Below are 22,471 nucleotides of genomic sequence, written 5' to 3'. Positions count from 1 at the left end.
ATTCATATTAGCTACGCTCAAGTGCCGTGCGCAATTCAGCGACTTTGTTTGCTGCTGTTCGAGTGGAACCGGCAGCGGCAAAGCCGAAATGCAAGAGTGTCTGATCGGCAATCAGCGGCGCGCTGCATGACGCGTGAATTTCGGTGATATCCGGCAGAGCCACAAGGATTGTGGATAGCGTGTCGATATTAACGCCAGAACCCGGCATGATGACGATCTCGTTCCCGGCTGCTTTCTGCATTGTCGCTAATCTTTCCAGGCCAGATACGGCCTTCTGAGCGCCGCCGGAAGACAGAATGCGGTTGATTCCAAGCTGTTTGGCAATCTCAACAGCTTCCACGACATCTGGCGTCAGATCGATTGAGCGATGCAGGGCTATATCAAGGCCATCTGCCGCTTTCACCAGTCGTTGGAGCGCGGGCTGGTCGAGCCTGCCTTCGGGTAGATTGGCACCGATCACCACACCGGCGAGACCAAGGGCGCGTGTTATTGCAACTTCGGCTTCCATGATCTGCAATTCATCGTCACTCCAGATGAAGCTTCCCGCGCGCGGGCGTATCATCGCCATGACTGGGATGGAAGCTTTTGCGGAGAGCTGCATGAGGCCAATGGATGGTGTCAGTCCGCCAATGGCAAGCGCCGAGCAGAGCTCGATACGATCGGCGCCGCCTTCGATTGCAGCGGCCAAGCCCTCTGCATCATCGACACAGACTTCCAGCAATATTCTGTTCAAGCGCATTCTCACTTTGTCAGTTTCTTTTGTGCTCGACCTTAGCCAGAACCGCTACACCAGCCAAGCCTACAATCGCACCCATGATGGTTACAGTCCCATATCCGGCAAAGCTCGTGCCGATTGCAAAAAGTGCTGTGCCAATGCCACCGGCGATGAACATGTTGATCGCGATCAGGGAAGCCGACAGACCGGGCCGGTCGTGAATGATGCCAAGCAGATAGCTGATCGGCTGGCTTACGATTGCCGCAGCTCCGATGCCGCCAATGGCCGATGCTGCGTAAATTTCCCATCGGGTGGTCAGGAATGCGAGCCAGACCAGATAGATTGCGTAAAGCAACGATGCCACGAAGAAAATGCGGATCTGGCTGGTTGTGCGTCCAATGCGGGCCCAGACCAGCATCAGCACAGCTTCAAGCGCTGCGACAAAGCCCATGACCATACCGACATCTTTAATCGTTCCGCCGCCTTGACCGGTAACGATAAGCGGTAGCGCTATGGCGTTGAGGTGGAGGACGGATGTGATGAGCGCTGTACCGATAAGCCGGGCGATGACATCGGGCGAAGCCAGACGTCGCAGGTCTGCGAGACTTGATGGTTTTGTGCTGCTGCTCTCGATGCTCACTTTGCGATCGTGCGGCATCATATAGACGATCGAGATGAAGCAGCAGAGCGAGAGCAATGTCGCAAAGGCATATGCGGTTAGCGGCGACCCAGTTCCGGACAGGATCAATCCGACAAGGCCAGGGACAAGAATCCAGGCAATTGACATTGCCATGCGAACGATGGTGATCGAGTCACCCAGTTCCAATGGCGTCATGCCGTTTGAATGATTGCGGATATTGGCAAAGAGAAGCGTGCTGATGACATTGAAAAGTGCAATGGGCCCAATCGTTGCCAGCGCGAAAATCCATGAAGAGGGAAACAGCCAGACAACACCAAAACCCAAGATACCGAGCGATGTGACGACGAGCATCGGTGCGCGATACCGACCGACCCGATCCGAGATGAGGCCGATCCCGATGCTCGCCACCAGATTGGCTATCACCGCACAGAACGCGATAAGTGAATAGGTGAAATCGCTCAGGCCGATAACGCGAATGCCGACCAGCGGCTGGTAAGGCGTGGTGGCAGCACCCGCGAAACCGTAAAATAGAATGGCAAGCGTGCTGGCGCGCACGATTGGATATTGCCGGACAAGATCAAGGCTTGAATTCGACATTGATTGCTTCGCGCTTTTGCGGGTGCCCTATTGTGATAATAGAGCATTAGACTGTATCCCGGAAAGTGCGAAACGATTTTAGTGCCGATGCGCTAAAGCATGTCGCAGTTAAATGGATTCATTTAACGTTCGCGAACATGCGACAATTAAAAGAATCTAGAGCGAGCACCATGGGTGCAATTAAACGCGACACGCTCTAGCCGAAGTTGCGCCTGTCGGATGGGTAGCTGTAATGAAGCGGAAATATCAGCCCATAGGGGATGATGGAGATTTCCGTCGCAGGTTCTTGTTCGGGGCCATTATAGGTCCCGGACCGGCTTTGTTGTCTCGCTTGGCTTTCATTGGACAGGGCAACAATGATCGATCCCCAGACAATGAAGGGAAGCAAGGCTATCGCGATATAAACATAGCTTGTGTAATCCATCCCACCATGATGACCCGGCTGATTTAGCTGAACAAGAAATTCGCTTCTCAAAGGCAGACCGTTTTTAGCTTTGTTTTCTCAAAACTTCCTATGGCCGCTATTCTGCGGCCACCATGGCAACGCCCGTGTCGATCGTGAAATGGGTTGGACGTAGCGAGACATAGCCATTGCGGATTTCAAGAACATGCGAATAGACGCTTTCGCCATTTTCCAGTGTCGGCAGCTTTTCTTCATGCATGATGCTGATAACAATCGCGTCAGGGCAACGTGTCTTGAGTGTTGTGTGGAAACGCAGCTTGGATGCAGGGTCGAGCGCGCCTGTGGCTTCATCAAGGAAGATGATCGCAGGCTTGTGGAGCAGGATACGCGCCAGCACCAGCTTCTGCTTCTGTCCGCCAGAGAGCACCATGTCCCATGGAGAGCCGTCGGCATCTGGATTGTTCATGCGCTCGATAAATTCACCAAGCCCTGCTTCATGAAGAACTACAGCGATAGACAGATCGTTGAAGTCGCTCGCGTCATCCGGGAGGCAGACAAGCTGCTTGAGCGACACGGACGGGAACTTGGCTTCCTGCGGCGCATAAACCGACTTGGCCTTCTGCGGATAGATGATATCGCCTGTGCCATAAGCCCAAAGCCCGTTGAGCGCTTTGATGAAAGAGGTTTTACCAGAACCCGATTCACCACGCATATAGACCCAGTCACCGCTGCGGATATTGATCACACCGGAACGCAGGAAAGGTGCTTCACTTTCAGGCCCCTGCATCAGTGTGAGGTTACGAACAGAAAGACCAAAACGAGGATGCTGCTTGGAGAAGGTGAAGCGGTTGACGCCAGAGCTTGCATAAAACTCGCTCGGTTCCTGAACATTGTCGATAGCTTGCGCCAGGCCCGTAACACGACCGGCGTTGGCCCGCAGATTGGCAATCGCTGGCATGACCTGAATAAACCACGAGCAGTCATTGATCATGGCTGCCACAAGTTCGGCGCCTGTAACATAATTGCGGAAACTGACTGCACCGCTCATATAGGGGACGAGACCCGGAATATAGGCGATGATGCGGTTCGACATGAAGCCATAGGCCTGCGAGAAGGCCAGATAGGCAGCATCGAAACGGTTGAGCTTGTTCCAGGTGCCATCAACATCCTTGTAAAGACGCTTGTTGACGGAACGCTGCACAGCTTCGCCTTCTGACGCTGAAATCTGGAAGCTGCGACGCAGAAGTGTCGTCCACTCGCCACGATAGGAGCCTTCTGCTTTCTGCATGCCGAGGTTGAGGCGTTCCAGCTGGCGGCCGATCTTGATCGCGATCAGTGTACCAATCGGCACATAAATAATGATTGCCGCGAAGGCGAGAATGGCACCGCCATAGGAGCCAAGGAATTCCAGTCCGGTTACTTCGGTCGAGATTTCGAGCAGCTTCTGGCCCACGAAGAATGCGGAAAGCACTACGCCGACAACACCCATGACAAGGCCAATGGCCCCGCCCGTCATGCCCTTAATGGATTCCTGCAGGCGCTGATCGACATTGTCGGGAAGGTTTGCGCCTTTCCCTTGCTGCAGATGAAAATGGGTGTGATTGCTATCAAGCAGGGCGTTGGAAAAGCTGTCATTGAGCCACTTGCGCCACTTGCGATGCAATGTCGTGGACAGGAGGTGGCGAAATCCAACCAGCATCACATCCTTGGCCAGCATCAGCAGGATCAAAAGGCCCGCATTCATGGCGATTGCCATGAGCGGATTTTGAACTGGTGCGCTTTTAACATTGACGATCGAATTCATCAGCAGGCCGGAAGCTTCAGCCACCCAAACGGTGGTCTTGCTGATGAAGGCCGTGAAGATGAAGATCGCAATCGTAAGGCCCCAGGCTTCCTTCCAGCGCTCCGATACCCAATAGGCGCGCATAAGGCCCCAGAAAGATGTCATCTGAGACACGGCAGAGCTGTTCCTTGGCTGCAAGGACTGCTGATCTATCTGCCGTGTTTTTTCCAATATGCACCTCTTATCGATAGGACCTGCCATAGCGATTGTAACGCTTTGTAACAGATTGCAACAAACTGTGGTTAACGAAGTGTTAATAGTCAACACAAATGGCGATCACATTTGCGGGCGCGTTTTGAAACACATTGCAAGGAGCTGAAATCATTGCGCTAATGAGAACGACGAATTTGTGTGAAATCCGGGTTTTGCGCTTGGTGTGGCGGGCGGGTCACGCCAATTTTGGCGTGCAATCTTGCGAATTTGCCGAAGCAGCATTTTACGAAGCAGCGCAACTCAGCTGGATTTCGTGAACGGAGGTTGAGCGCTTGTCCGGCCTCTCGCGATATCTGACTGTCATAATCAACTATATTGAATATGTTTGATCCCAATCAAAGAGTTGGAAAGCAAGTCAGGCTAAATCTCCATTAGCACGGTTTTTCGGGCACCATCGTGATGCTGCAGAAACCGGCCCATGGAGATGAGATTAAATGCGTAAGTTTGCAATCCCGTTCGCAGCATTCGGACTTTGCTTTGCGATGGCTGCTCCCGCTTTGGCCGAGAATATTGAAGTTCACATGCTCAACAAAGGCGCTGAAGGTGCAATGGTTTTTGAGCCAGCCTATATCAAGGCCAATCCCGGTGACACGATTACCTTTATTCCGGTCGATAAGGGACACAATGTCGAGTCGATCAAGGATATGATCCCTGCAGCCGCGGAAAAGTTCAAAAGCAAGATCAACGAAAACTACGTCCTGTCCGTCACTGAACCGGGTGCATATTTCGTGAAATGCACGCCGCATTACGCCATGGGCATGGTTGCCCTGATCGTTGTTGGCGACAATCCGGCCAATCTCGAAGAGATCGTTGCTGCCAAGAAGCCAAAGCCCGTTCAGGCGCGCTTGGAAAAGGCAATCGCCAGCGCGAAATGATAGGTTTCAAATATGTGGCCATACTGCATAACGCTTTATCCCCAGAGCGCAGATAAATTGCGCTTTGGCTGTGGTTCCATGATGAGGATGCCATGACAACACAGGCAGGCCTGCTTGCCACCCCCGCAGCAATGCCCTCCGAACGCCGTGGTGCGATAGCTCGCGATTTTAAAACAACTGGCCCGGCAATCTTCAGTTATGGATTTCGCCCATTCTTTCTGGGCGGTGCCATATGGGCTGTTCTGGCCATGCTGCTCTGGATACTCTCCCTCACATTCGGCCTGTCGGTCGGTGGCGCTTATGGCGCGCTCAACTGGCATGCACATGAGATGGTGTTTGGATTCTCATCAGCAATTCTTGCTGGATTTCTTCTGACCGCCGTCCCGAACTGGACTGGCCGTCTGCCCGTTTCAGGAACGCCGCTTGCCATGCTTTTCGGTGTATGGTTGGCCGGGCGACTGGTTTTTCTGGTTCCTGATCTGATTAATCTCTATGTCGCAATCGGCATCGAGAGTCTCTTTCTACCTTTGCTTCTGTTTATTGCCTCACGCGAAATAATTGCTGGTCACCAGTGGAAGAACCTCAAGGTCCTGATTGGCGTCTCCATCGTCATGCTCGCCAACTTTTGTTTCCATTGTCTGGCGATCACGAACGGCGATATTGCCGCTGCCAATCGCGCCGGGGTCAGCGCTTATGTTTTATTGGTGATGCTGATCGGTGGACGGATTATACCGAGCTTCACACGCAATTGGCTTAATCGTATGGGTGCAACGCGCTTTCCTGTTCCTTTCAATCGTTATGATGGCCTTACCATTCTTGTCGGTGCTATCGCATGCGTGAGCTGGATTGCTGCACCTGAACATTCATTGACGGCCATCATCGCAATCATTGCAGCGGTCCTGCATCTTGTGCGGCTTTATCGTTGGCGTGGATGGAGTGTGGCAAAAGACAGGCTCGTGCTCATCCTGCACATTGCCTATCTTTTCGTGCCTGCAGGTTTTGTCGCCATAGCGCTGGCAGCACTTGAACAGCTCAACCCTTTTTCAGCTCTGCATGTGATGACAGTTGGGGTCATTGGCTGCATGATGCTGGCAGTCATGACCCGTGCCACCCGTGGGCATACGGGCCGTGAACTGGTGGCTTCGCCCACGACTCAGATTGCCTATCTCTGTCTGATCCTGTCAGCTCTGATCCGCCCATTTGCGGAAATGACGCCGAATTTCTTTCATACCTTCCTAGCAGCATCGGCACTTTTGTGGATGCTGGCTTTCGGCCTGTATGTTCTCGAATATGCACCCATGCTGATGACCAAACGTCGTCAACGTGCGGAATAGCACTTGTGGAATGGGCCGTTAAACGGCCCATTCCACATCGGTTGTGAAAGCAATCGTCAGCCAACGATCGGGACCTTCGCCCCCAAGCGCATCGCCGATCTCATCGCGCAAGGCATCCCACTCTTCGAGTTTCTTGGCAGGCTGATCAGTCGGTACGATGAAATAAAGCTCAATCTGCTTGCCACGTCCAACCTTGGCGACATAGGCGCGATAAGACTTGAATCCGTTGCGTTCAACGACCTGTTTTGCGACCCGATCCACATGTTGTTTGAGATCGATGGGCGTCACCAGCAACATATCGGAAAGTGCCTGTTTGATGGTCCCGAGCGGCATGGGAATGATGACGATACAGACCAGCGCAAGCACTGCAGGATCGATATAGGGCGTTAACCAATCAAGCTCGGTTCCCTGAATCACATAGCCCACCGAAAAAGCGATGAGGAGTGCTGCCGTGATACCACCAGACATGATCCACGCTTTGGCATCAAGTGCGATAAAATCGGATTTGAGCCTACGGTTGGCACGTGTTTCAAGCCAAGCCATTCCGAGACAGGCTATAAGAGCGACGACCGCATAGAAGATCGCATAGCTGAATTCGAGATCACGCCCGCCATCCATCAGACTGCCGATGGCATTGATAAGCGCATAGATTGCAACACCGGTCAGCATGATACCGTTGAGGCCTAACACCATCGGTTCAAGATGCCAGAAGCCCATGGTGAAACGATCACGGAGCTTTCCGCGCGGCGGTTCCGCTAAGGCTGACAATGCAATTAGTCGGGCAACAACAAGTGCGAGGCCGCTCATTGCAGCGTCGGCAAGCATGTAAACACCGTCAAAGACAATAGAAAATGAGCCAGACAAAAGGCCAAATACGACACCAAAACCTGCAACAAAAATAGTAACTGCTATGGATATTTGAAGAATAGATTGTTCACTACGCAATTTTTACTCCGAATTGACACGCAGCGTGCGGCAATAGACGTCAGGAGGAGAAAAGCGATTGCCGAGCTGCAGCCGAAATCTATAGGAATATTCAGGTAGAGGCAAATCGGCCTCGGTTTAAATTATTGCGAGCAAAGGCCTCCCGGCAATTTTCCGGGAGGCTTTCGACAGAACTACTGCGACCGTTGGTCCTTGACGAAGGTGCTATCGGTTTCACCTTTGAAGAAGTCACGACCATAAATGATGAGGCAGAGAACAACGCCGGTAGCGAAGGCCCAGCCTGCACCACGCGTTGCAAGAACAGCACCTGTAACACCGGCAATGCCAAGATCGCGTTGTGAGCGAGCTTCCATCACACCGATGCGTACCGAGACGTAGCCTTGGATGAGCAAAGTCAGGGTCAGCGCAACACCGAGAATTGGCTGTACCAATGTAACAATCGGCATCAGGAACAGACCGGTATTGGTGCCCCAGCGGAAAGATCCTGCACCACCGAAGATGGAATGCATAGATTTTTTGCCCTTGGAGAAGCGCTCGCAGATAACGACCTGCATAGCTGCCCAGACCGGGCCACACATGGTGACATCGGGACCAAGCACCGACATGCCGGTGTTGCGCATACCGAAAACAAGATGTGCGCGGTCGGCATTGTAATCGATCTTTTCATCAGGACGCTGAAGCTGGGCTTCACCTAAGATCGACTTGGTTTTCAGCACGTCGCCGAAGAGAACGATGTAAGTCGCGAGAACTGTTGGCAGGGCCGTTAGGAACATCGAAAGCGGCGGCAGGCCAAGTCCGAAGATCGTGTATTCACCCCAGAGCGTGCTGAAATCAGGAGACGAAATCGTCCATTGGAATTCGGGCCATTTGGCTTCACCAAACAGCGGAGCAACGATAACGGCAAGCAGAATGCATGGCAAAACGCCCAGTTTCCCGATCAGGCCGAAAATGCCGCCATTGCGCGAAAGGCGAGCGAACTGCGGCGAGAACATCAGATAGAAGCAAAGGCCGATCGAGATAGCGATGGTGAACGGGAAAATGTCAAAGTTGCCGCCAACCTTGAACACGGAAATGACTGCTGCAAAGCCAGCACCGATGATAATGCCGGATTTGATGGCCTGTGGAATTGCCGTGATGACGCGATTGGCGATGCCCGTCGCACCTATCAATATCGATAGCAGCCCCAAGGTCATCTGGAAGGAGACAAGGGCATGCACACGCTCTGGACCTTCAGGGAAAGTGGCGCAATAAGCCATGATCAGCGGGACGGCAGGTGTAATCCAGCCCGGAACGACCGGATCGCCGAGCAGGTGATGCGTGAGGTAAAACAGGCCGTTGAGAACGACCACAGCAAGAGCAACTTCAAAAGGCATGCCCAGCAGTTCAGCCATCAGCGGGATGGCTGAAAGATCGACAGCGCACATCAGAAGGCCCTGACAATAATCAGGCCACTCGAATTTATAATGAACGAAAGGCAGACGGATTTTGAACGGTCCGGCAGGCCAATATGGCTGCTCCTGACCGTCGATGCGTTCAGTGCTCACGATTTTACTCCGAAAGGACGAAACAGAGCTTTGGAAGAGTGGCTAATCAAGCCTGCTCTTCCGGGATGTGCTCTTAAAAATGGTTGTTGGTTCAGAATGCTTCGCGATAAAGCGCGAGGGCATCCGCTTCGGTAACATCTACTGGATTGTTACCCAGCAGACGTGTCTGAAGCATCGCATCGCGTGCTAACATTTCGAGGCTTTCTTCTGTCACATCAACATCGCGCAGACGACGCGGTGCACCAGAGCGGTTCATCAGGTCTTCCATGTAATCCACGAAATTAGCCGAGCGCTCTTCTGTCGTGCCGTCCGACGTGCCGAGCAACAGGTCTGCCAGTTCTGCATAGAGATTTGCAGCGCCTGCCATGTTGAAGCGAAGGACGGGGCCAAGCATCAGAGCATTGGAGAGGCCGTGCGGCACGTGATAGTGGCCACCAAGCGGGTAAGCCAGCGCATGAACGGCACCAACCGGCGAGTTGGAGAAAGCCTGACCTGCATAGTTTGCCCCAAGCAGCATGGCTTCGCGGGCATGACGGTCTTTGCCGTTCTCGCAGGCTGCAACCAGATTGGCTGACAAGAGCTTCAGCGCTTCATGCGCAAAAGCGTCGGATAGCGGGTTTTTCTTGAGGCGGCTGGTATAGGCTTCAATGGCGTGAACCATGGCGTCGATGCCGGTGGCCGCTGTGTGGAGCGCTGGCAGACCGCAGGTCAATTCTGCATCCAGAATGACGAAATCTGCATAAAGTTGGCGGGAAACGACTCCCATCTTGGTGGTTTCGCCGGTGGTCAGGATCGTGATGTTGGTCACTTCCGAGCCGGTACCTGCTGTGGTTGGGATCTGGATCAGCGGCAGACGCGTGCCCTGCACTTTGCCAATACCATAAAGCTCCGACAGTTTCTGCTCGGAGACAATCAGCACGGCAGCAAGTTTGGCAATATCCATGGAAGAGCCGCCGCCGAGGCCCAGCACGATATCGCAGCCAACCGCCTTGGCCTGATCGACACAGTCAAACAGAACTGATTCCGGTGGGTCAGCAACGACGGCATCAAAAATGCTGATGCCGAAGCCTGCCTTTTCAAGCGAAGTAAGTGCTTCGTTGAGAACACCAGCCTTGTGCAGGCCCTTGTCGGTTACAATGAGGATTTTGCGTTCGGAGAACCGTTCGCCCAGAACTTGGCCGAGGCGCTTTGCAGCTCCCCACTCGACAAGCATCGAGCCGACCGTGTCGAACGAAAATGGCTTGATCCCTACAGTCATAATTTCCACCCTTATTCAAAGTTCCCCAGAGCTGAGGTCTCTCATTCCTCGCCGGCACACAGGCACTGGGTTTATGAGCGGACTGGCTTTCGCACGAGGGAAAGCCAGTCCGACAGTTTCCCGGTGCAGCCGATGCACCGGTCGTTTGAAGAGATGCTTGGGAGGATCTCTTCCTAATTGTTCAGTATATTGAACAATGTTCAGGATTTTATAGATCGATACAGGATATGAAGCCTGGCTGTCAATTTATCCCTTCGACCAAGACACTTGGTCTTGATCCAGAAATGGAAGGTGGACGGTTTTAGGCTGTGGCTTGTAAACTAGCTTATAACGTTCGTGCGTATCAGCTTGGGAGGGTTGTCGTGGAAGTAACAATCATAACGGGTGCATCGGATGGCATAGGTGCAGAGACAGCGCGCCAGATCGCTTCGCGGTACGGCAGCAAGGCGGCGATGGTGCTGGCGGCACGAAATTTGGATAAATTACAATTGCTTGCCATAGAGTTGCAGCAAGCGGGCAGTAAAGTCCTTGCTGTGCCTACCGATGTAACTGATCGTGATGCTTGTATTGAGCTTATCGAGAAGTCTGCTGCCGCATTCGGACAAATTGATACGCTGATCGTCAATGCAGGCATGTCGGCACACGCCAACTTCGCCGAAATCAAGCCGGAAAATCTACAATGGATGCACGATTTGATGGAGCTGAATTATTGGGGCAGTGTCTGGCCTATCCATGCGGCGCTACCATATTTAGCGAAAACAAAAGGCCGTATTGTTGCTGTTTCTTCTGTCGCAGGGCTGATAGGCGTTCCAGGGCGAACGGCCTATAGCGGCACCAAGTTTGCGCTCTCCGGGTTTTGTGAGGCGCTGCGCTCGGAGCTTGAGCCGAGCGGCATATCGGTGACAATTGTCTATCCAGGTGTGGTGAAAACTGACATTCGTAAAGTCGGATATGGCGCGAGTGGTGGTGCGCTGGGTATCAGCGGTGTTCGCGAAGATGATATGATGTCCGTCCAGCAGGCGGTTGAGATGATGCTTGAGGGAATCAGTCGTCGCAAGCGCGAGGTGTTGATGACACGGCAGATGCGATTCGGTCGCTGGCTGAAGCTGATTGCACCACATCTGGTGGATCGGATGGCATTGAAGGCCATAAAAGCTGAGTTCCGGCCAAAGCCCATCGGACCAAAGGAGTGAACCCTGATAGATATCCCTGCTATTCACAGGCGTCCTTCATTAAAGCCCATATTTAATTTTTTTGAACCGTCTATCCATTGACGACTTTTTAACTTCGGATACTATATCTTGTGTTCAAGGTTCTTGCGATTCGTGAGAATCAAAAAGCGAAGATGGGAATACGGTGCGTTGCATCCATGATGGATGTGGTTATGCCGTAGCTGCCCCCGCAACTGTAAGCGATGAGCTTTAAGTCCATATGCCACTGGTTAAAACCGGGAAGGCGGACAAAAGCGGTGAGTCGTGAGCCAGGAGACCTGCCTTGAACGTGAACGTCCACGGGCGGGGTGTCCGGTTGGTGCGTAATGGAATGTGGCAGCGTTTTGCCATGTCTGTTGCTGCCCCCGAATATCCCCTCCAAAGCTTCGGGGTGACAAGCATGTCGAGTAATTTGAGACCAACCACTTCCGGTCCGCCCTTTACGGGCTAGTACTTTTGGTTTGCCATTCGGGCGAGCCGCATTTCTCCAGTTTCCGAGTCTTTCTGCACGCATTCCATAATGCGTGAGCGTTATTTTGCGTCTTCATCCCAGTAAGTCGCAACCGATACAACCGATCCCCAGTGAGGAAAAAATGAACGTCACCGTCTATAGCAAGCCCGCCTGCGTCCAGTGCACCGCCACCACTCGCGCACTCGACCGTCAGGGCATTGAATATGATGTCATCGACATTTCCGCCAATGCCGATGCGTACGATCTCGTTCAGGGTCTCGGCTACCGTCAGGTGCCGGTTGTTGTTGTGGGTGAAACCCATTGGGCTGGTTTCCGTCCGGATATGATCAGCTCGCTCGCATAAAGCCCAATCGCTGTCGGGATTTCGCAATGGGCCAGATCGTTTATTTTTCCAGTCGTTCAGAGAACACGCATCGTTTTGTGATGCGTCTGGGAATGCGCTCAAAACGCATTCCGCTGGAAAGCTATGAAGACGATGCTGGCTTGTTACGGGTCAATGAGCCGTTTGTGCTCGTAACCCCCACCTATGGCGGCGGCGGTGCGAAAGGCGCTGTTCCCAAGCCGGTCATTCGGTTTCTCAATGATGCCGATAACCGATCCCTCATTCGCGGTGTCATCGCCGCAGGAAACAGCAATTTCGGTGAAGCCTTCGGCCTCGCCGGTAAGATCATTTCTACCAAGTGTCAGGTTCCCTACCTCTATCGTTTCGAGCTTTTGGGAACTGACGAAGACCTTGGCAATGTTAGAGACGGGATGGAACGATTTTGGACACGGCAGACACAACCTTGACCCGTGAGCGCGAGACGGTCGCCTCATCGGAAAAGCAGGAGCCATCGGCGTCGGCAGCAAGCAAGGCAGCAAAGCTGCCTGAAACCGGGCTCGATTATCACGCGCTCAATGCGATGCTGAACCTTTATGACGATGAAGGCAAAATCCAGCTTGAACGCGACCGTCAGGCCGCGCAGCAGTATTTCCTTCAGCACGTCAACCAGAACACGGTGTTCTTTCACAATCTGCGTGAAAAACTCGATTATCTGGTCACCGAAGGCTATTACGAGCGCGAAGTGCTGGACCAGTATTCCTTCAATTTCGTGCGCGATCTCTTCGATTATGCCTATGACAAGAAGTTCCGCTTTCCGACTTTCCTTGGCGCGTTCAAATATTACACCAGCTACACGCTGAAGACCTTTGATGGTCAGCGCTATCTTGAGCGCTATGAAGACCGTGTCTGCATGGTTGCGCTTGCGCTTGCGCGCGGCAATGAACAACATGCGCGTGAAATGGTCGATGAAATCATTGCGGGCCGTTATCAGCCAGCGACGCCGACCTTTCTCAATGCAGGTAAAAAGCAGCGTGGCGAACTCGTCTCGTGCTTCCTTCTGCGTGTTGAAGATAACATGGAATCGATTGGCCGCTCGATCAACTCCGCCTTGCAGCTTTCCAAGCGCGGCGGCGGCGTGGCACTGAGCCTGACCAATATCCGTGAAGCCGGTGCGCCAATCAAGCAGATCCAGAACCAGTCGTCGGGCATCATCCCTGTGATGAAGCTGCTGGAAGACAGTTTCTCTTATGCAAACCAGCTTGGTGCACGTCAGGGTGCAGGCGCCGTTTATCTGAACGCGCATCACCCCGACATCATGCGCTTCCTCGACACCAAGCGTGAAAATGCGGATGAGAAAATCCGCATCAAGACGCTGTCGCTTGGCGTCGTAATCCCGGATATCACCTTTGAACTCGCCAAGAACGATGAGGATATGTATCTCTTCTCGCCGTATGACGTTGAACGCGTCTATGGCGTGCCGATGACGGAAATCTCCGTCACCGAAAAATATCGCGAAATGGTCAATGATGGCCGTATTCGCAAGAAGAAGATCAATGCACGTGACTTCTTCCAAGTTCTGGCGGAAATTCAGTTCGAGTCCGGCTATCCTTACATCATGTTCGAAGACACGGTGAACCGCGCCAACCCGATCGATGGCCGTATTACCATGAGCAATCTCTGCTCGGAAATTCTTCAGGTCAGTGAAGCCAGCGTCTTTAATGACGATCTGTCTTATGAATATCTGGGCAAGGATATTTCCTGCAATCTCGGCTCGCTCAATATCGCAGCAGCCATGGATAGCCCCGATTTTGGCAAGACGATTGAAACCTCAATCCGCGCGCTGACGGCTGTTGCCGACATGAGCCACATCGGTTCAGTTCCATCTATTGCACGCGGCAATGACGAGAGCCATGCCATTGGCCTTGGTCAGATGAACCTGCACGGCTATCTCGCTCGGGAGCGTATTTATTACGGTTCGGATGAAGGCGTCGATTTCACCAATATCTACTTCTATACGGTGGCTTATCACGCTATCCGCGCTTCTAACCGCCTTGCCATCGAACAGGGCAGCTCGTTCAAGGGCTTTGAGAAGTCAAAATACGCCTCTGGCGAATATTTCGACAAATATACCGATCAGGTTTGGGAGCCTGCGACCGATAAGGTGCGCCAGCTCTTTGAAGATGCAGGTATTGCCATCCCGACGCAGGAAGATTGGCAGGGACTGAAGAAGGCCGTCATGGAAGGCGGACTTTATAACCAGAACCTGCAAGCCGTGCCGCCGACAGGCTCGATCTCCTACATCAATCATTCGACCTCTTCGATCCATCCGATCGTTTCCAAGATCGAAATTCGTAAGGAAGGCAAGATTGGCCGCGTTTACTACCCGGCTGCTTTCATGACGAATGATAATCTGGAATATTATCAGGACGCATACGAGATCGGACCGGAAAAGATCATCGATACCTATGCTGCGGCTACCCAGCACGTCGATCAGGGCTTGTCGCTGACGCTGTTCTTCCGTGATACCGCCACCACGCGCGATATCAACAAGGCACAGATCTATGCCTGGAAGAAGGGCATCAAGACCATTTATTACATCCGCTTGCGCCAGATGGCGCTAGAAGGGACGCAGGTTGAAGGCTGCGTATCCTGCGCCCTATGACCAAGGTGAAACCAATGAATATGCAATTCAAATCCAACCCTTCCAAAAAGCCTGGTCTCGTGCGCGCTATCAACTGGAACCGCATCGATGACGATAAGGACCTTGAGGTCTGGAACCGTCTGACCGGCAATTTCTGGTTGCCGGAAAAAGTGCCGCTGTCGAACGACATCCAGTCGTGGGAAACGTTGAAGCCGGAAGAGCAGCAGCTCACTATCCGCGTTTTCACCGGCCTAACCCTTCTTGACACGATCCAGAATGCCGTCGGCTCGGTGAAGCTTATGGATGATGCCGCGACGCCACATGAAGAGGCCGTTCTGTCGAACATCTCTTTCATGGAAGCGGTTCATGCGCGTTCCTATTCGTCGATCTTCTCGACACTGTGTCTGACGCCAGACGTTGATGACGCTTATCGCTGGTCGGAAGAAAACGAGTTCCTGCAGAAGAAGTCGCAGCTCATTCTCGATAATTATCGCTCTGACGATCCGCTGAAGAAGAAGATCGCCAGCGTGTTTCTGGAAAGCTTCCTGTTTTATTCGGGCTTTTATCTGCCGATGTATTGGTCGAGCCGTGCCAAGCTTACCAATACGGCCGATCTCATCCGTCTCATCATCCGTGATGAGGCCGTGCATGGTTATTATATCGGCTATAAGTTCCAGCGCGCCATTGAGACACTCAGCGAAGAAAAGAAGCAGGAAATCAAGGATTTTTCCTTCGATCTTTTGCTGGAGCTCTACGACAATGAAGTGCGTTACACCGAGGCACTTTATGATGGCGTTGGCCTGACCGAGGACGTGAAAAAGTTCCTGCATTATAATGCGAACAAGGCATTGATGAATCTGGGCTACGAAGCGCTGTTTCCGGCAGAGGCCTGCAAGGTCAATCCGGCGATCCTCTCAGCACTGTCACCAAACGCTGACGAAAACCATGACTTCTTCTCAGGCTCTGGTTCGTCTTACGTCATCGGCAAAGCTGTCGCGACCGAAGACGACGACTGGAATTTCTAATTTATAAAAAAGCGCGCTGTGAAAACAGCGCGCTTTAATATTTGCGATTTTATTAAGAGATCAGCCCTTTGGGCTTAGATCCATAGAGAACCATTTTTCAGACATTTTCGAGAGCGTGCCGTCGGCTTGCATCTCGCCAAGTGCCTTATTGAGCTTGGCTTTAAGTTCCGGTTCATCCTTACGCAGCCCAATGCAAACATTTGTCGCCTGAATGCCACCGACAAGCAGCGGACCGGTGATCTTGAGCGCGCCATTGCTTTTCTCCGCACGATCCCGCGCAAAGACGACGTTGTCATATTGACCGTCGAGGCGACCGGATTGCAGATCAAGCTTGACCTGTTCGGAGCCTTTGTATGAGCGGACCTGAGCGACATCGCCGAAATTCTGCTCGACAAATTGCAGCTGGCTGGTTGAAAGCGACGCGCCGAGTGTCGTGCCTTTTACCGCTTCCTTAAGGTCCGCGAGGGCTTTTTTGCCTTCTTCGGTATCGGTGTTAAGGCTCTCGCCGGAATGCGGGAGATTGGCAAGTGGACCTTCAGCGGGCACGAGGAATGTATTGGGCGTGATCACATAAGGGTCGGAGAAGTCGATAACCTTACGGCGCTCTGGATTAGGGCCCATTGTCAGGACCACATCGAATTTGCCAGCAAGAAGCGACGGGATTTGGCCGTCCCAGTCTTGTGCCACGATCGTGCAATCGAGTTCGGCGCGCTTGCAGACTTCCTTGACAACATCAAGATCAAGTCCCTGAAGTTCGCCACTGGGTGTGGTGAGGTTGAAGGGCGGAAAGGCACCTTCGACGCCAACGGTCACGGATTTCCATTCCTTAGCAAGTACGCTGCCGCTGTAAAGAACGGACAGTGTGCACAGGCTGATAGCTGCGATTTTTTTGAACATAGTTCCCTCGTTCTTGGCGCGGTTCTTGTTGAGATTGAATCCTTGGAAACCGCGTCTCAATATTTGTTTTTACGCATCATCCGACGCAAAAGCGCTCCGCACTTTTGCTGGAAATGCCTTACCCATTTTGGGATGCGCTCTTCTTCTGAGAACTAATTTTTGCACCCGTCTCACCAATCAGTGTGGACCTGCAATCTGGTGATGAAAAGCGGAATTTGGTTCACATATATGAATTGCATTCTGATTTTATTCGCGAATTCATGCTGTCGGGCAACACAGAAACACCCGGTCCGAATCCCGAACCAGGTGCAAAACTGTGACAAGAAAATACTATTCTTATCAGCTATTTAGCGTCGCATAACGCGCAATGTCGGCATGGTTTGCGAACCAGATATCCTTGTGCTGGCGAATGTGGCCAATCAACTCTTTGAGTATCCATATGCGGGAACGATGACCGATGATGTCGGGATGCATGGTCAGCTGGAAAATCCCGCCTTCTTCATAGGCCGCATCGAACTCACGAATGAATATCTGCAGAATATCATGCGGCGCAATTTGCGGACGCAAGCCACCCCAACGATCCATAACCAGATAGGCGGCATCGTCGCGAATCCATTCGACAGGTAGTTCGGTCACGCCACACGGCTCGCCGTTTAGCAATAGCTCGTAGCAATCGACATCGGCCATCAGGGACGAGTCATAAATCAAGCCCATGTCGGCTGTGATTTGCAGCGTGTTATCGCTGAAATCCCAGGATGGTGTCCGGATGCCAACAGGACGAACGCCGGTAATCTTTTCCAGCGCATCTGCAGAACGGTGCTGAAGATCGCGTTCTGTATCGCCATCAAGCAGAGCATTGCGCTCATGAATCCAGCCGTGAAGCGCAATTTCATGTCCTTCATCGATCAGCGCGCGCTGTTCTTCGGGATAATGTATCGCCGAAACCGCCGGTACAAAGAATGTCGCAGGAATGCTATTGTTGCGCAGAAGCTCGCGAATGCGTGGAATGCCTTGTCTTGGTCCAAACTGGCCTTGCGAAAGCGCTGAAATGGATTTGCCACCATCGCGTAATTCAAACGTATCGTGATCAGAATCAAACGACAGGCCCACCGCGCATTTGCCACCTTCTGGCCACGCGGATGGCTTCAGGCTGCGACCAGCGCGGGCGCGATTCATGATGGTTTGCAGCCGTTCTTCTGGCCATGTCCACGTTGGAACGAGTGCTTCGGTTGTCATGATGTAGGTCCTCCACTGACCGACAAAGTCTGGCCGGTGATCCAGCTCGCATAGGGGGAAGCGAGGAACAGCACGGCATTTGAGATATCTTCCGGCAACCCGATCCGGCGCAGCGGAATTTCATTGAGCATGGCGGCCTGACCATCTTCTCCATAAGACGCCCATTGGCGCTCATAATCTGGGCTTGTGCGCAGGAAGCCGGGTGCGACGGCATTCACATTGATGCCGAAAGGGCCAAGTTCATGGCCGAGCTGGCGTGCGAGGCTGATGAGAGCCGCCTTGGCGCTGGCATAGGCCTGAATTCCGGTCAGGCTTACGCCCAGGCCGGCACCACTTGAAATGAAGACCATTTTGCCTGCGCCACGGCTTTTCATCGCTGGAACAATGGCGCGCGCAACGAGAAACGCTCCGCGCACATTGATGTCATAAATACGATCCCAGTCTGCTGCCGGAACGTCTTCCAGCGGGCGTTTTTTCTGACCCAGAACGCCGCCTGCAACATGCACGAAAACGTCAAAACCGCCTTCGGCTTCGGCGTCAGTTGCCAGTTTGGCAATTGCGGCCTCATCGGTGACATCAAGATGAACTGCCCGGATCGATCCGCCGCGTGCAGGAAGCGCTTCGCTCACAAGGCTTGCAAGTTCGTCGTCAAGAACATCGGTTGCCGTTACAAATGCGCCATCGGCGGCAAACGCCTCGCATATTGCACGGCCAATTCCCCTTGCGGCCCCAGTGACCAGGACTCTTTTTTCTTTGAAATGAATATCCATTTTACTGCTTGTCTGTTGTGGATGGTTTGTGTCCGAGGCGCGCGCTCAATTCGGCGGCATGTTTGACCACCGCGTCGATCATGCGCTGTCGGCAGGCGGTAAAGCGCGATGAGATCGTTGCCATATTGAGTGTGGCGATAACTTCGCCGCTGGCATCAAAGACCGGCGCAGCAACGCCCGAGCCGCCAATGACTGCCTCTTCATCGCAGATTGCGTAACCAGCTTCACGCGCAGCGTCGATGATGCGGCGGATCTGCACGCGGTCGATAACCGTCTTGTCGGTCAACGGGATAATGCGCTCTTTGGCGAGATAGCTTGCAGTCTTTTCCGGCTGCCAATGTGCGAGAAGAACGCGTCCCATTGCCGTGCAGTAGGCAGGATCAGAGCCAGTAAGGTCGGAATCGAAGCGTACCACCTGATGGCTGGCACTCTTTGCCAGAAGCTTGACCCGGCCATCCTTGCGGCGCGTACCGAGAAACACCGTTTCTCCTTCGCTGTCGCGCATGGCGTCCATGATCGGCTGTGCGGTGGCTATCAGATAGGCGTCGCTGCCGCTGCACCAGCCGGGGCCGTTTCGGAAAGTATCGTGAATTTTATAGGATTCAGTGTCGTCGCGAACGACATAGGCGCGTGCCACTAGAGTTGCGAGCAGATTGAAGGTGCTGCTCTTGGGATAACCCAGCTCCGCAACGATTGCCTTCAGCGTCACCGGTTTATGGGCGCGGGCAAGGAACTCGAGGATTTCGAGAACCCGAACCGCGGATTTCACTTCGCCACTATTTTCAATGTTCATATATGTGAACCAAATTCCTGTTGTGGAATAATGTGACAGACATACCATCACATGGCAACACAAAAGGAGCACGTTTTGAAATGAACACTGAAAACAAGGTTGCCATCGTCACCGGAGGCGCACGAGGCATCGGAAAGGCTTGTGCTCTTGATCTGGCGCGTGCCGGATATCACGTCACACTGGTCGATTTGCTGGAGGCGGAACTGGCGGATACGGCCGCCGAAATCGAAAGCCTTGGCGTGCGTGCGCTGCAATGTGTTGCGGATGTCTCAAGCCATAAGCGGGCTGGCGAAGTTGTCGCCGAAACGGTGGCTGCGTTTGGTCGCGTCGATTTCCTTCTCAACAATGCCGGGCGTTCCGCGCCTGTTGGCATTCTTGATATTTCGGAAGACGAGTTCGACCGCGCCATCGCGATCAATCTGAAAAGCTGTTTCAATTACATTCAGCATAGCGCACCACATATGCTGAAGCAGGGCGGTGGCCGGATTGTTTCGATGTCGTCACTGAATGCCTATTCGGGCGGCGTGACGGCTGCAGTCAGCAAATTCGCTTATGCGGCGGCAAAGGCCGGTATCCTTGGCATGACTCGTTCCCTTGCCAAGGAGCTGGGACCAAACATTGCTGTAAATGCTATTTGCCCCGGCGTCATTCGTACCGAGATTGATACGAATGTCACTGAACGTGCAGATGAGGTTATCAGGGGTATTGCGTTGGGACGGCTCGGCTGTGCTGACGATGTTGCCCGCCTTGTAACTTTTCTGGCGACCTCCGAGCCTTGTTTCATCACGGGACAAGCATTCACGGTTGATGGCTTTCAGTTCAATGTTTGAATTTTTGCGCACGAGACATGGATGAAGCTGAGCTCGAAAGCGCTCGCCTTACCCATCGGAGGCTGTGCTGGTTCTCACCGGCGCGGCCTCCAGTCGAGGACTTATCGATCTTCCCTTACAAGAGGTTTCGAACGCGTGTTTGCGCAAATGCTTATCAATCCGGCAACTCTTGCTGGCCATAATGTCGATTATAATGAGGCTTTTGTGCAATTTCACTTATATCTGTTGCCACAAGTTTAGAGTACCTCTAGGTACAGCTCGGGAGGAGCGCTCTCTTCTGTGGCAGCAGTCAGCTTGGATTGTTTCAGCCATAAAAGCCGATAAAGCAGAAGCCAGAATGCAGGTCTTCTCTATTGTCCTTGATCTGCTTCTCCCGTCCAAAATGTTAAAACCTGAGCCGAGAGCGTGAACCCCAAGTTGAAAAACCACCACGACATCTGGGATATCGTCGACGCGAAAAGCGCCGCCTATTTCGAACTGAGCGATACGGTTTGGGACAACCCGGAAACGAACTACGAAGAATATAAATCCAGCGACGCACATGCAGCCATGTTGCAGTCGGAAGGTTTTTGCGTAGAGCGCGGCATTGCTGGCCTGCCAACCGCTGTAATGGGCGAGGCGGGCGACGAGGGGCCGGTCATCGCTATTCTGGGTGAGTTCGATGCGCTTCCAGGGTTGAGCCAGATTGCCGGTGTTGCTGAAGAACGGGCGATTGAAGCCGGTGGTAATGGTCACGGATGTGGTCATAACCTGCTCGGTTCGGGGTCTTTGCTGGCCGCTGCAGCGGTCAAGGATTACCTTGCTGCCAACGGCATCAAGGGCCGCGTGCGCTATTATGGTTGTCCTGCCGAAGAAGGCGGATCGGCCAAGGGCTTCATGGTGCGCGAAGGCCTGTTCGACGATGTCGATATTGCTTTCTGCTGGCACCCGGCACCTTTTGCAGGCGTAAACGATCCGGTTTCACTGGCCTGCAATGAAATCAATTTCCACTTTACCGGACGGGCCGCCCATGCTGCCGCTGCACCCCATCTTGGACGCAGTGCGCTTGATGCGGTCGAGCTGATGAATGTCGGCGTCAATTATATGCGGGAGCATATGCCGTCCTCGGCGCGTATTCATTATGCTGTCACTGATACGGGTGGTTTTGCGCCCAATGTCGTGCAAGCCAAAGCCAGTGTGCGTTATCTGATCCGCGCGCGAAACCTGCCGGAGATGCAGGTTCTGCTTGAGCGAGTTAAAAAGATCGCCGAAGGCGCTGCCTTGATGACGGAAACTTCGGTCAAGAGCGAGATCGTCAGCGGTGATGCCAATCTCGTTGGAAATGCGCCGCTGGAGCAGCTGATGCAGCGTGAGCTTGATCGCCTTGGACCGCCAGTTTTCGATGAGCAGGACCGCGAAACTGCGCAACGGTTTCAGTCGACACTGTCAAAAGAAGATATTTCCGACGCATTCCGCCGGTTCGGTGTTGAACCCAAGGCAGAACTTGCACTTTGCGAAGGCGTATACGAGCTTTATAAGGGCGATAACTCGCTCGTCGGTTCGACGGATGTGGGAAGTGTAAGCTGGGTTGTTCCGACTGTGCAGATGCGAGGCGCAACTTGTGCAATCGGTACGCCGCTTCATTCATGGCAGATGGTGGCGCAGGGTAAACTGCCTGCGGCGCATAAAGGCATGGCACATGCGGCAAAGATTATGGGAAGTACGGCTATCGAGCTGTTCCTGAACCCGGAGCAGATTATCGAGGCCAAAAAAGACCTTGAGAAAAAGCTTGGCGGTGCTGTTTTTGTGAATCCTATCCCCGATAGCGTTCAGCCTGCCTTGCCTGTTTCTGCTAAAACGCATCCCGAAAAGTGAATCGGCTCTCGGATAAGATGTGATTTGGATCAAAATATAGAGATGCGCCCGAA

At 53.1% G+C, this 22,471-nt stretch carries 20 protein-coding genes and 1 riboswitch; of the genes, 9 read left to right on the top strand and 11 right to left on the bottom strand.

The window, feature by feature from the left end; translation table 11 throughout:
- Nucleotides 1-7: 7 nt before the first annotated feature.
- The 4 genes from QBD00_RS11985 to QBD00_RS11970 form a co-directional block, all read right to left on the bottom strand.
- Nucleotides 8-733, bottom strand: a complete 726-nt coding sequence (locus tag QBD00_RS11985) for a copper homeostasis protein CutC (protein ID WP_318579592.1) — start codon at nt 731-733, stop codon at nt 8-10.
- A gap of 16 nt (nt 734-749) precedes the next feature.
- Nucleotides 750-1,952, bottom strand: a complete 1,203-nt coding sequence (locus QBD00_RS11980) for an MFS transporter (protein ID WP_318579591.1) — start codon at nt 1,950-1,952, stop codon at nt 750-752.
- A 196-nt stretch (nt 1,953-2,148) separates the two neighbouring features.
- The gene (locus tag QBD00_RS11975) at nt 2,149-2,376 is read right to left on the bottom strand and encodes a hypothetical protein (RefSeq protein ID WP_151091147.1); all 228 of its coding nucleotides are present in this window, start codon (nt 2,374-2,376) and stop codon (nt 2,149-2,151) included.
- A 97-nt stretch (nt 2,377-2,473) separates the two neighbouring features.
- On the bottom strand, nt 2,474-4,312 hold the full coding sequence (locus tag QBD00_RS11970; protein ID WP_318579590.1) for an ABC transporter ATP-binding protein/permease: 1,839 nt from the start codon (nt 4,310-4,312) through the stop codon (nt 2,474-2,476).
- Between the two features lie 533 nt (nt 4,313-4,845).
- Here QBD00_RS11970 and QBD00_RS11965 point away from each other — a divergent pair.
- Together QBD00_RS11965 and QBD00_RS11960 are read left to right on the top strand one after the other, a co-directional pair.
- Nucleotides 4,846-5,286, top strand: a complete 441-nt coding sequence (locus tag QBD00_RS11965; RefSeq protein WP_095445076.1) for a pseudoazurin — start codon at nt 4,846-4,848, stop codon at nt 5,284-5,286.
- 92 nt (nt 5,287-5,378) lie between these two features.
- Nucleotides 5,379-6,620 carry an NnrS family protein gene (locus QBD00_RS11960; protein ID WP_318579589.1) on the top strand — a complete coding sequence of 414 codons (1,242 nt, stop codon included), beginning with the start codon at nt 5,379-5,381 and terminating at the stop codon, nt 6,618-6,620.
- A gap of 18 nt (nt 6,621-6,638) precedes the next feature.
- Here the strand turns inward: QBD00_RS11960 and QBD00_RS11955 are convergent, their stop codons facing one another.
- The 3 genes from QBD00_RS11955 to QBD00_RS11945 form a co-directional block, all read right to left on the bottom strand.
- Nucleotides 6,639-7,565 (bottom strand): cation diffusion facilitator family transporter, encoded by a 927-nt coding sequence (locus tag QBD00_RS11955; RefSeq protein ID WP_151091144.1) that lies wholly within the window; start codon nt 7,563-7,565, stop codon nt 6,639-6,641.
- 173 nt (nt 7,566-7,738) lie between these two features.
- The gene (locus QBD00_RS11950) at nt 7,739-9,109 is read right to left on the bottom strand and encodes a hypothetical protein (protein WP_318579588.1); all 1,371 of its coding nucleotides are present in this window, start codon (nt 9,107-9,109) and stop codon (nt 7,739-7,741) included.
- Nucleotides 9,110-9,200: 91 nt separating this feature from the next.
- Nucleotides 9,201-10,367, bottom strand: a complete 1,167-nt coding sequence (locus QBD00_RS11945; protein ID WP_318579587.1) for an iron-containing alcohol dehydrogenase — start codon at nt 10,365-10,367, stop codon at nt 9,201-9,203.
- Between the two features lie 362 nt (nt 10,368-10,729).
- On the opposite strand from QBD00_RS11945, the gene QBD00_RS11940 reads away from it, so the two are divergent.
- The 5 genes from QBD00_RS11940 (at nt 10,730) to nrdF (ending at nt 16,038) form a co-directional block, all read left to right on the top strand.
- The gene (locus QBD00_RS11940) at nt 10,730-11,560 is read left to right on the top strand and encodes an SDR family oxidoreductase (protein WP_318579586.1); all 831 of its coding nucleotides are present in this window, start codon (nt 10,730-10,732) and stop codon (nt 11,558-11,560) included.
- A 100-nt stretch (nt 11,561-11,660) separates the two neighbouring features.
- A riboswitch (cobalamin riboswitch) is annotated at nt 11,661-11,879 on the top strand.
- 292 nt (nt 11,880-12,171) lie between these two features.
- Entirely contained in the window at nt 12,172-12,393 is a 222-nt protein-coding gene (gene nrdH / locus QBD00_RS11935) for a glutaredoxin-like protein NrdH (RefSeq protein WP_095445071.1), read from the top strand.
- A 26-nt stretch (nt 12,394-12,419) separates the two neighbouring features.
- On the top strand, nt 12,420-12,839 hold the full coding sequence (nrdI, locus tag QBD00_RS11930; protein ID WP_095445070.1) for a class Ib ribonucleoside-diphosphate reductase assembly flavoprotein NrdI: 420 nt from the start codon (nt 12,420-12,422) through the stop codon (nt 12,837-12,839).
- On the top strand, nt 12,815-15,034 hold the full coding sequence (gene nrdE / locus QBD00_RS11925) for a class 1b ribonucleoside-diphosphate reductase subunit alpha (RefSeq protein ID WP_318579585.1): 2,220 nt from the start codon (nt 12,815-12,817) through the stop codon (nt 15,032-15,034). Before nrdI ends, nrdE begins: the two co-directional genes overlap by 25 nt.
- 14 nt (nt 15,035-15,048) lie before the next feature.
- The gene (gene nrdF, locus QBD00_RS11920; protein WP_134156323.1) at nt 15,049-16,038 is read left to right on the top strand and encodes a class 1b ribonucleoside-diphosphate reductase subunit beta; all 990 of its coding nucleotides are present in this window, start codon (nt 15,049-15,051) and stop codon (nt 16,036-16,038) included.
- 60 nt (nt 16,039-16,098) lie between these two features.
- Here nrdF and QBD00_RS11915 read toward each other — a convergent pair whose 3' ends face one another.
- The 4 genes from QBD00_RS11915 to QBD00_RS11900 all read right to left on the bottom strand — a co-directional run bounded on the left by QBD00_RS11915 (nt 16,099) and on the right by QBD00_RS11900 (nt 19,734).
- Nucleotides 16,099-16,935 (bottom strand): transporter substrate-binding domain-containing protein, encoded by an 837-nt coding sequence (locus QBD00_RS11915; protein WP_318579584.1) that lies wholly within the window; start codon nt 16,933-16,935, stop codon nt 16,099-16,101.
- Between the two features lie 339 nt (nt 16,936-17,274).
- A complete protein-coding gene (locus QBD00_RS11910) occupies nt 17,275-18,171 on the bottom strand; it encodes a polysaccharide deacetylase (protein WP_318579583.1) in 897 nt (298 codons plus the stop codon).
- Nucleotides 18,168-18,941: an SDR family NAD(P)-dependent oxidoreductase gene (locus QBD00_RS11905; RefSeq protein ID WP_151091138.1), complete on the bottom strand. Its 774-nt coding sequence runs from the start codon at nt 18,939-18,941 to the stop codon at nt 18,168-18,170. Before QBD00_RS11905 ends, QBD00_RS11910 begins: the two co-directional genes overlap by 4 nt.
- 1 nt (nt 18,942) lies before the next feature.
- A complete protein-coding gene (locus QBD00_RS11900) occupies nt 18,943-19,734 on the bottom strand; it encodes an IclR family transcriptional regulator (protein ID WP_095445067.1) in 792 nt (263 codons plus the stop codon).
- A gap of 80 nt (nt 19,735-19,814) precedes the next feature.
- On the opposite strand from QBD00_RS11900, the gene QBD00_RS11895 reads away from it, so the two are divergent.
- Nucleotides 19,815-20,564, top strand: coding sequence for an SDR family NAD(P)-dependent oxidoreductase (locus tag QBD00_RS11895; protein ID WP_095445066.1), 750 nt, complete (start codon nt 19,815-19,817; stop codon nt 20,562-20,564).
- A gap of 405 nt (nt 20,565-20,969) precedes the next feature.
- Nucleotides 20,970-22,418, top strand: a complete 1,449-nt coding sequence (locus tag QBD00_RS11890; protein WP_318579582.1) for a M20 family metallopeptidase — start codon at nt 20,970-20,972, stop codon at nt 22,416-22,418.
- The last annotated feature ends 53 nt before the right edge of the window (nt 22,419-22,471 follow it).

It is taken from the genome of Ochrobactrum sp. AN78, assembly GCF_029909885.1.
In the GTDB taxonomy this organism is placed as follows: domain Bacteria; phylum Pseudomonadota; class Alphaproteobacteria; order Rhizobiales; family Rhizobiaceae; genus Brucella; species Brucella quorumnocens.
This window is presented reverse-complemented; position numbering and strand designations above follow the sequence as displayed.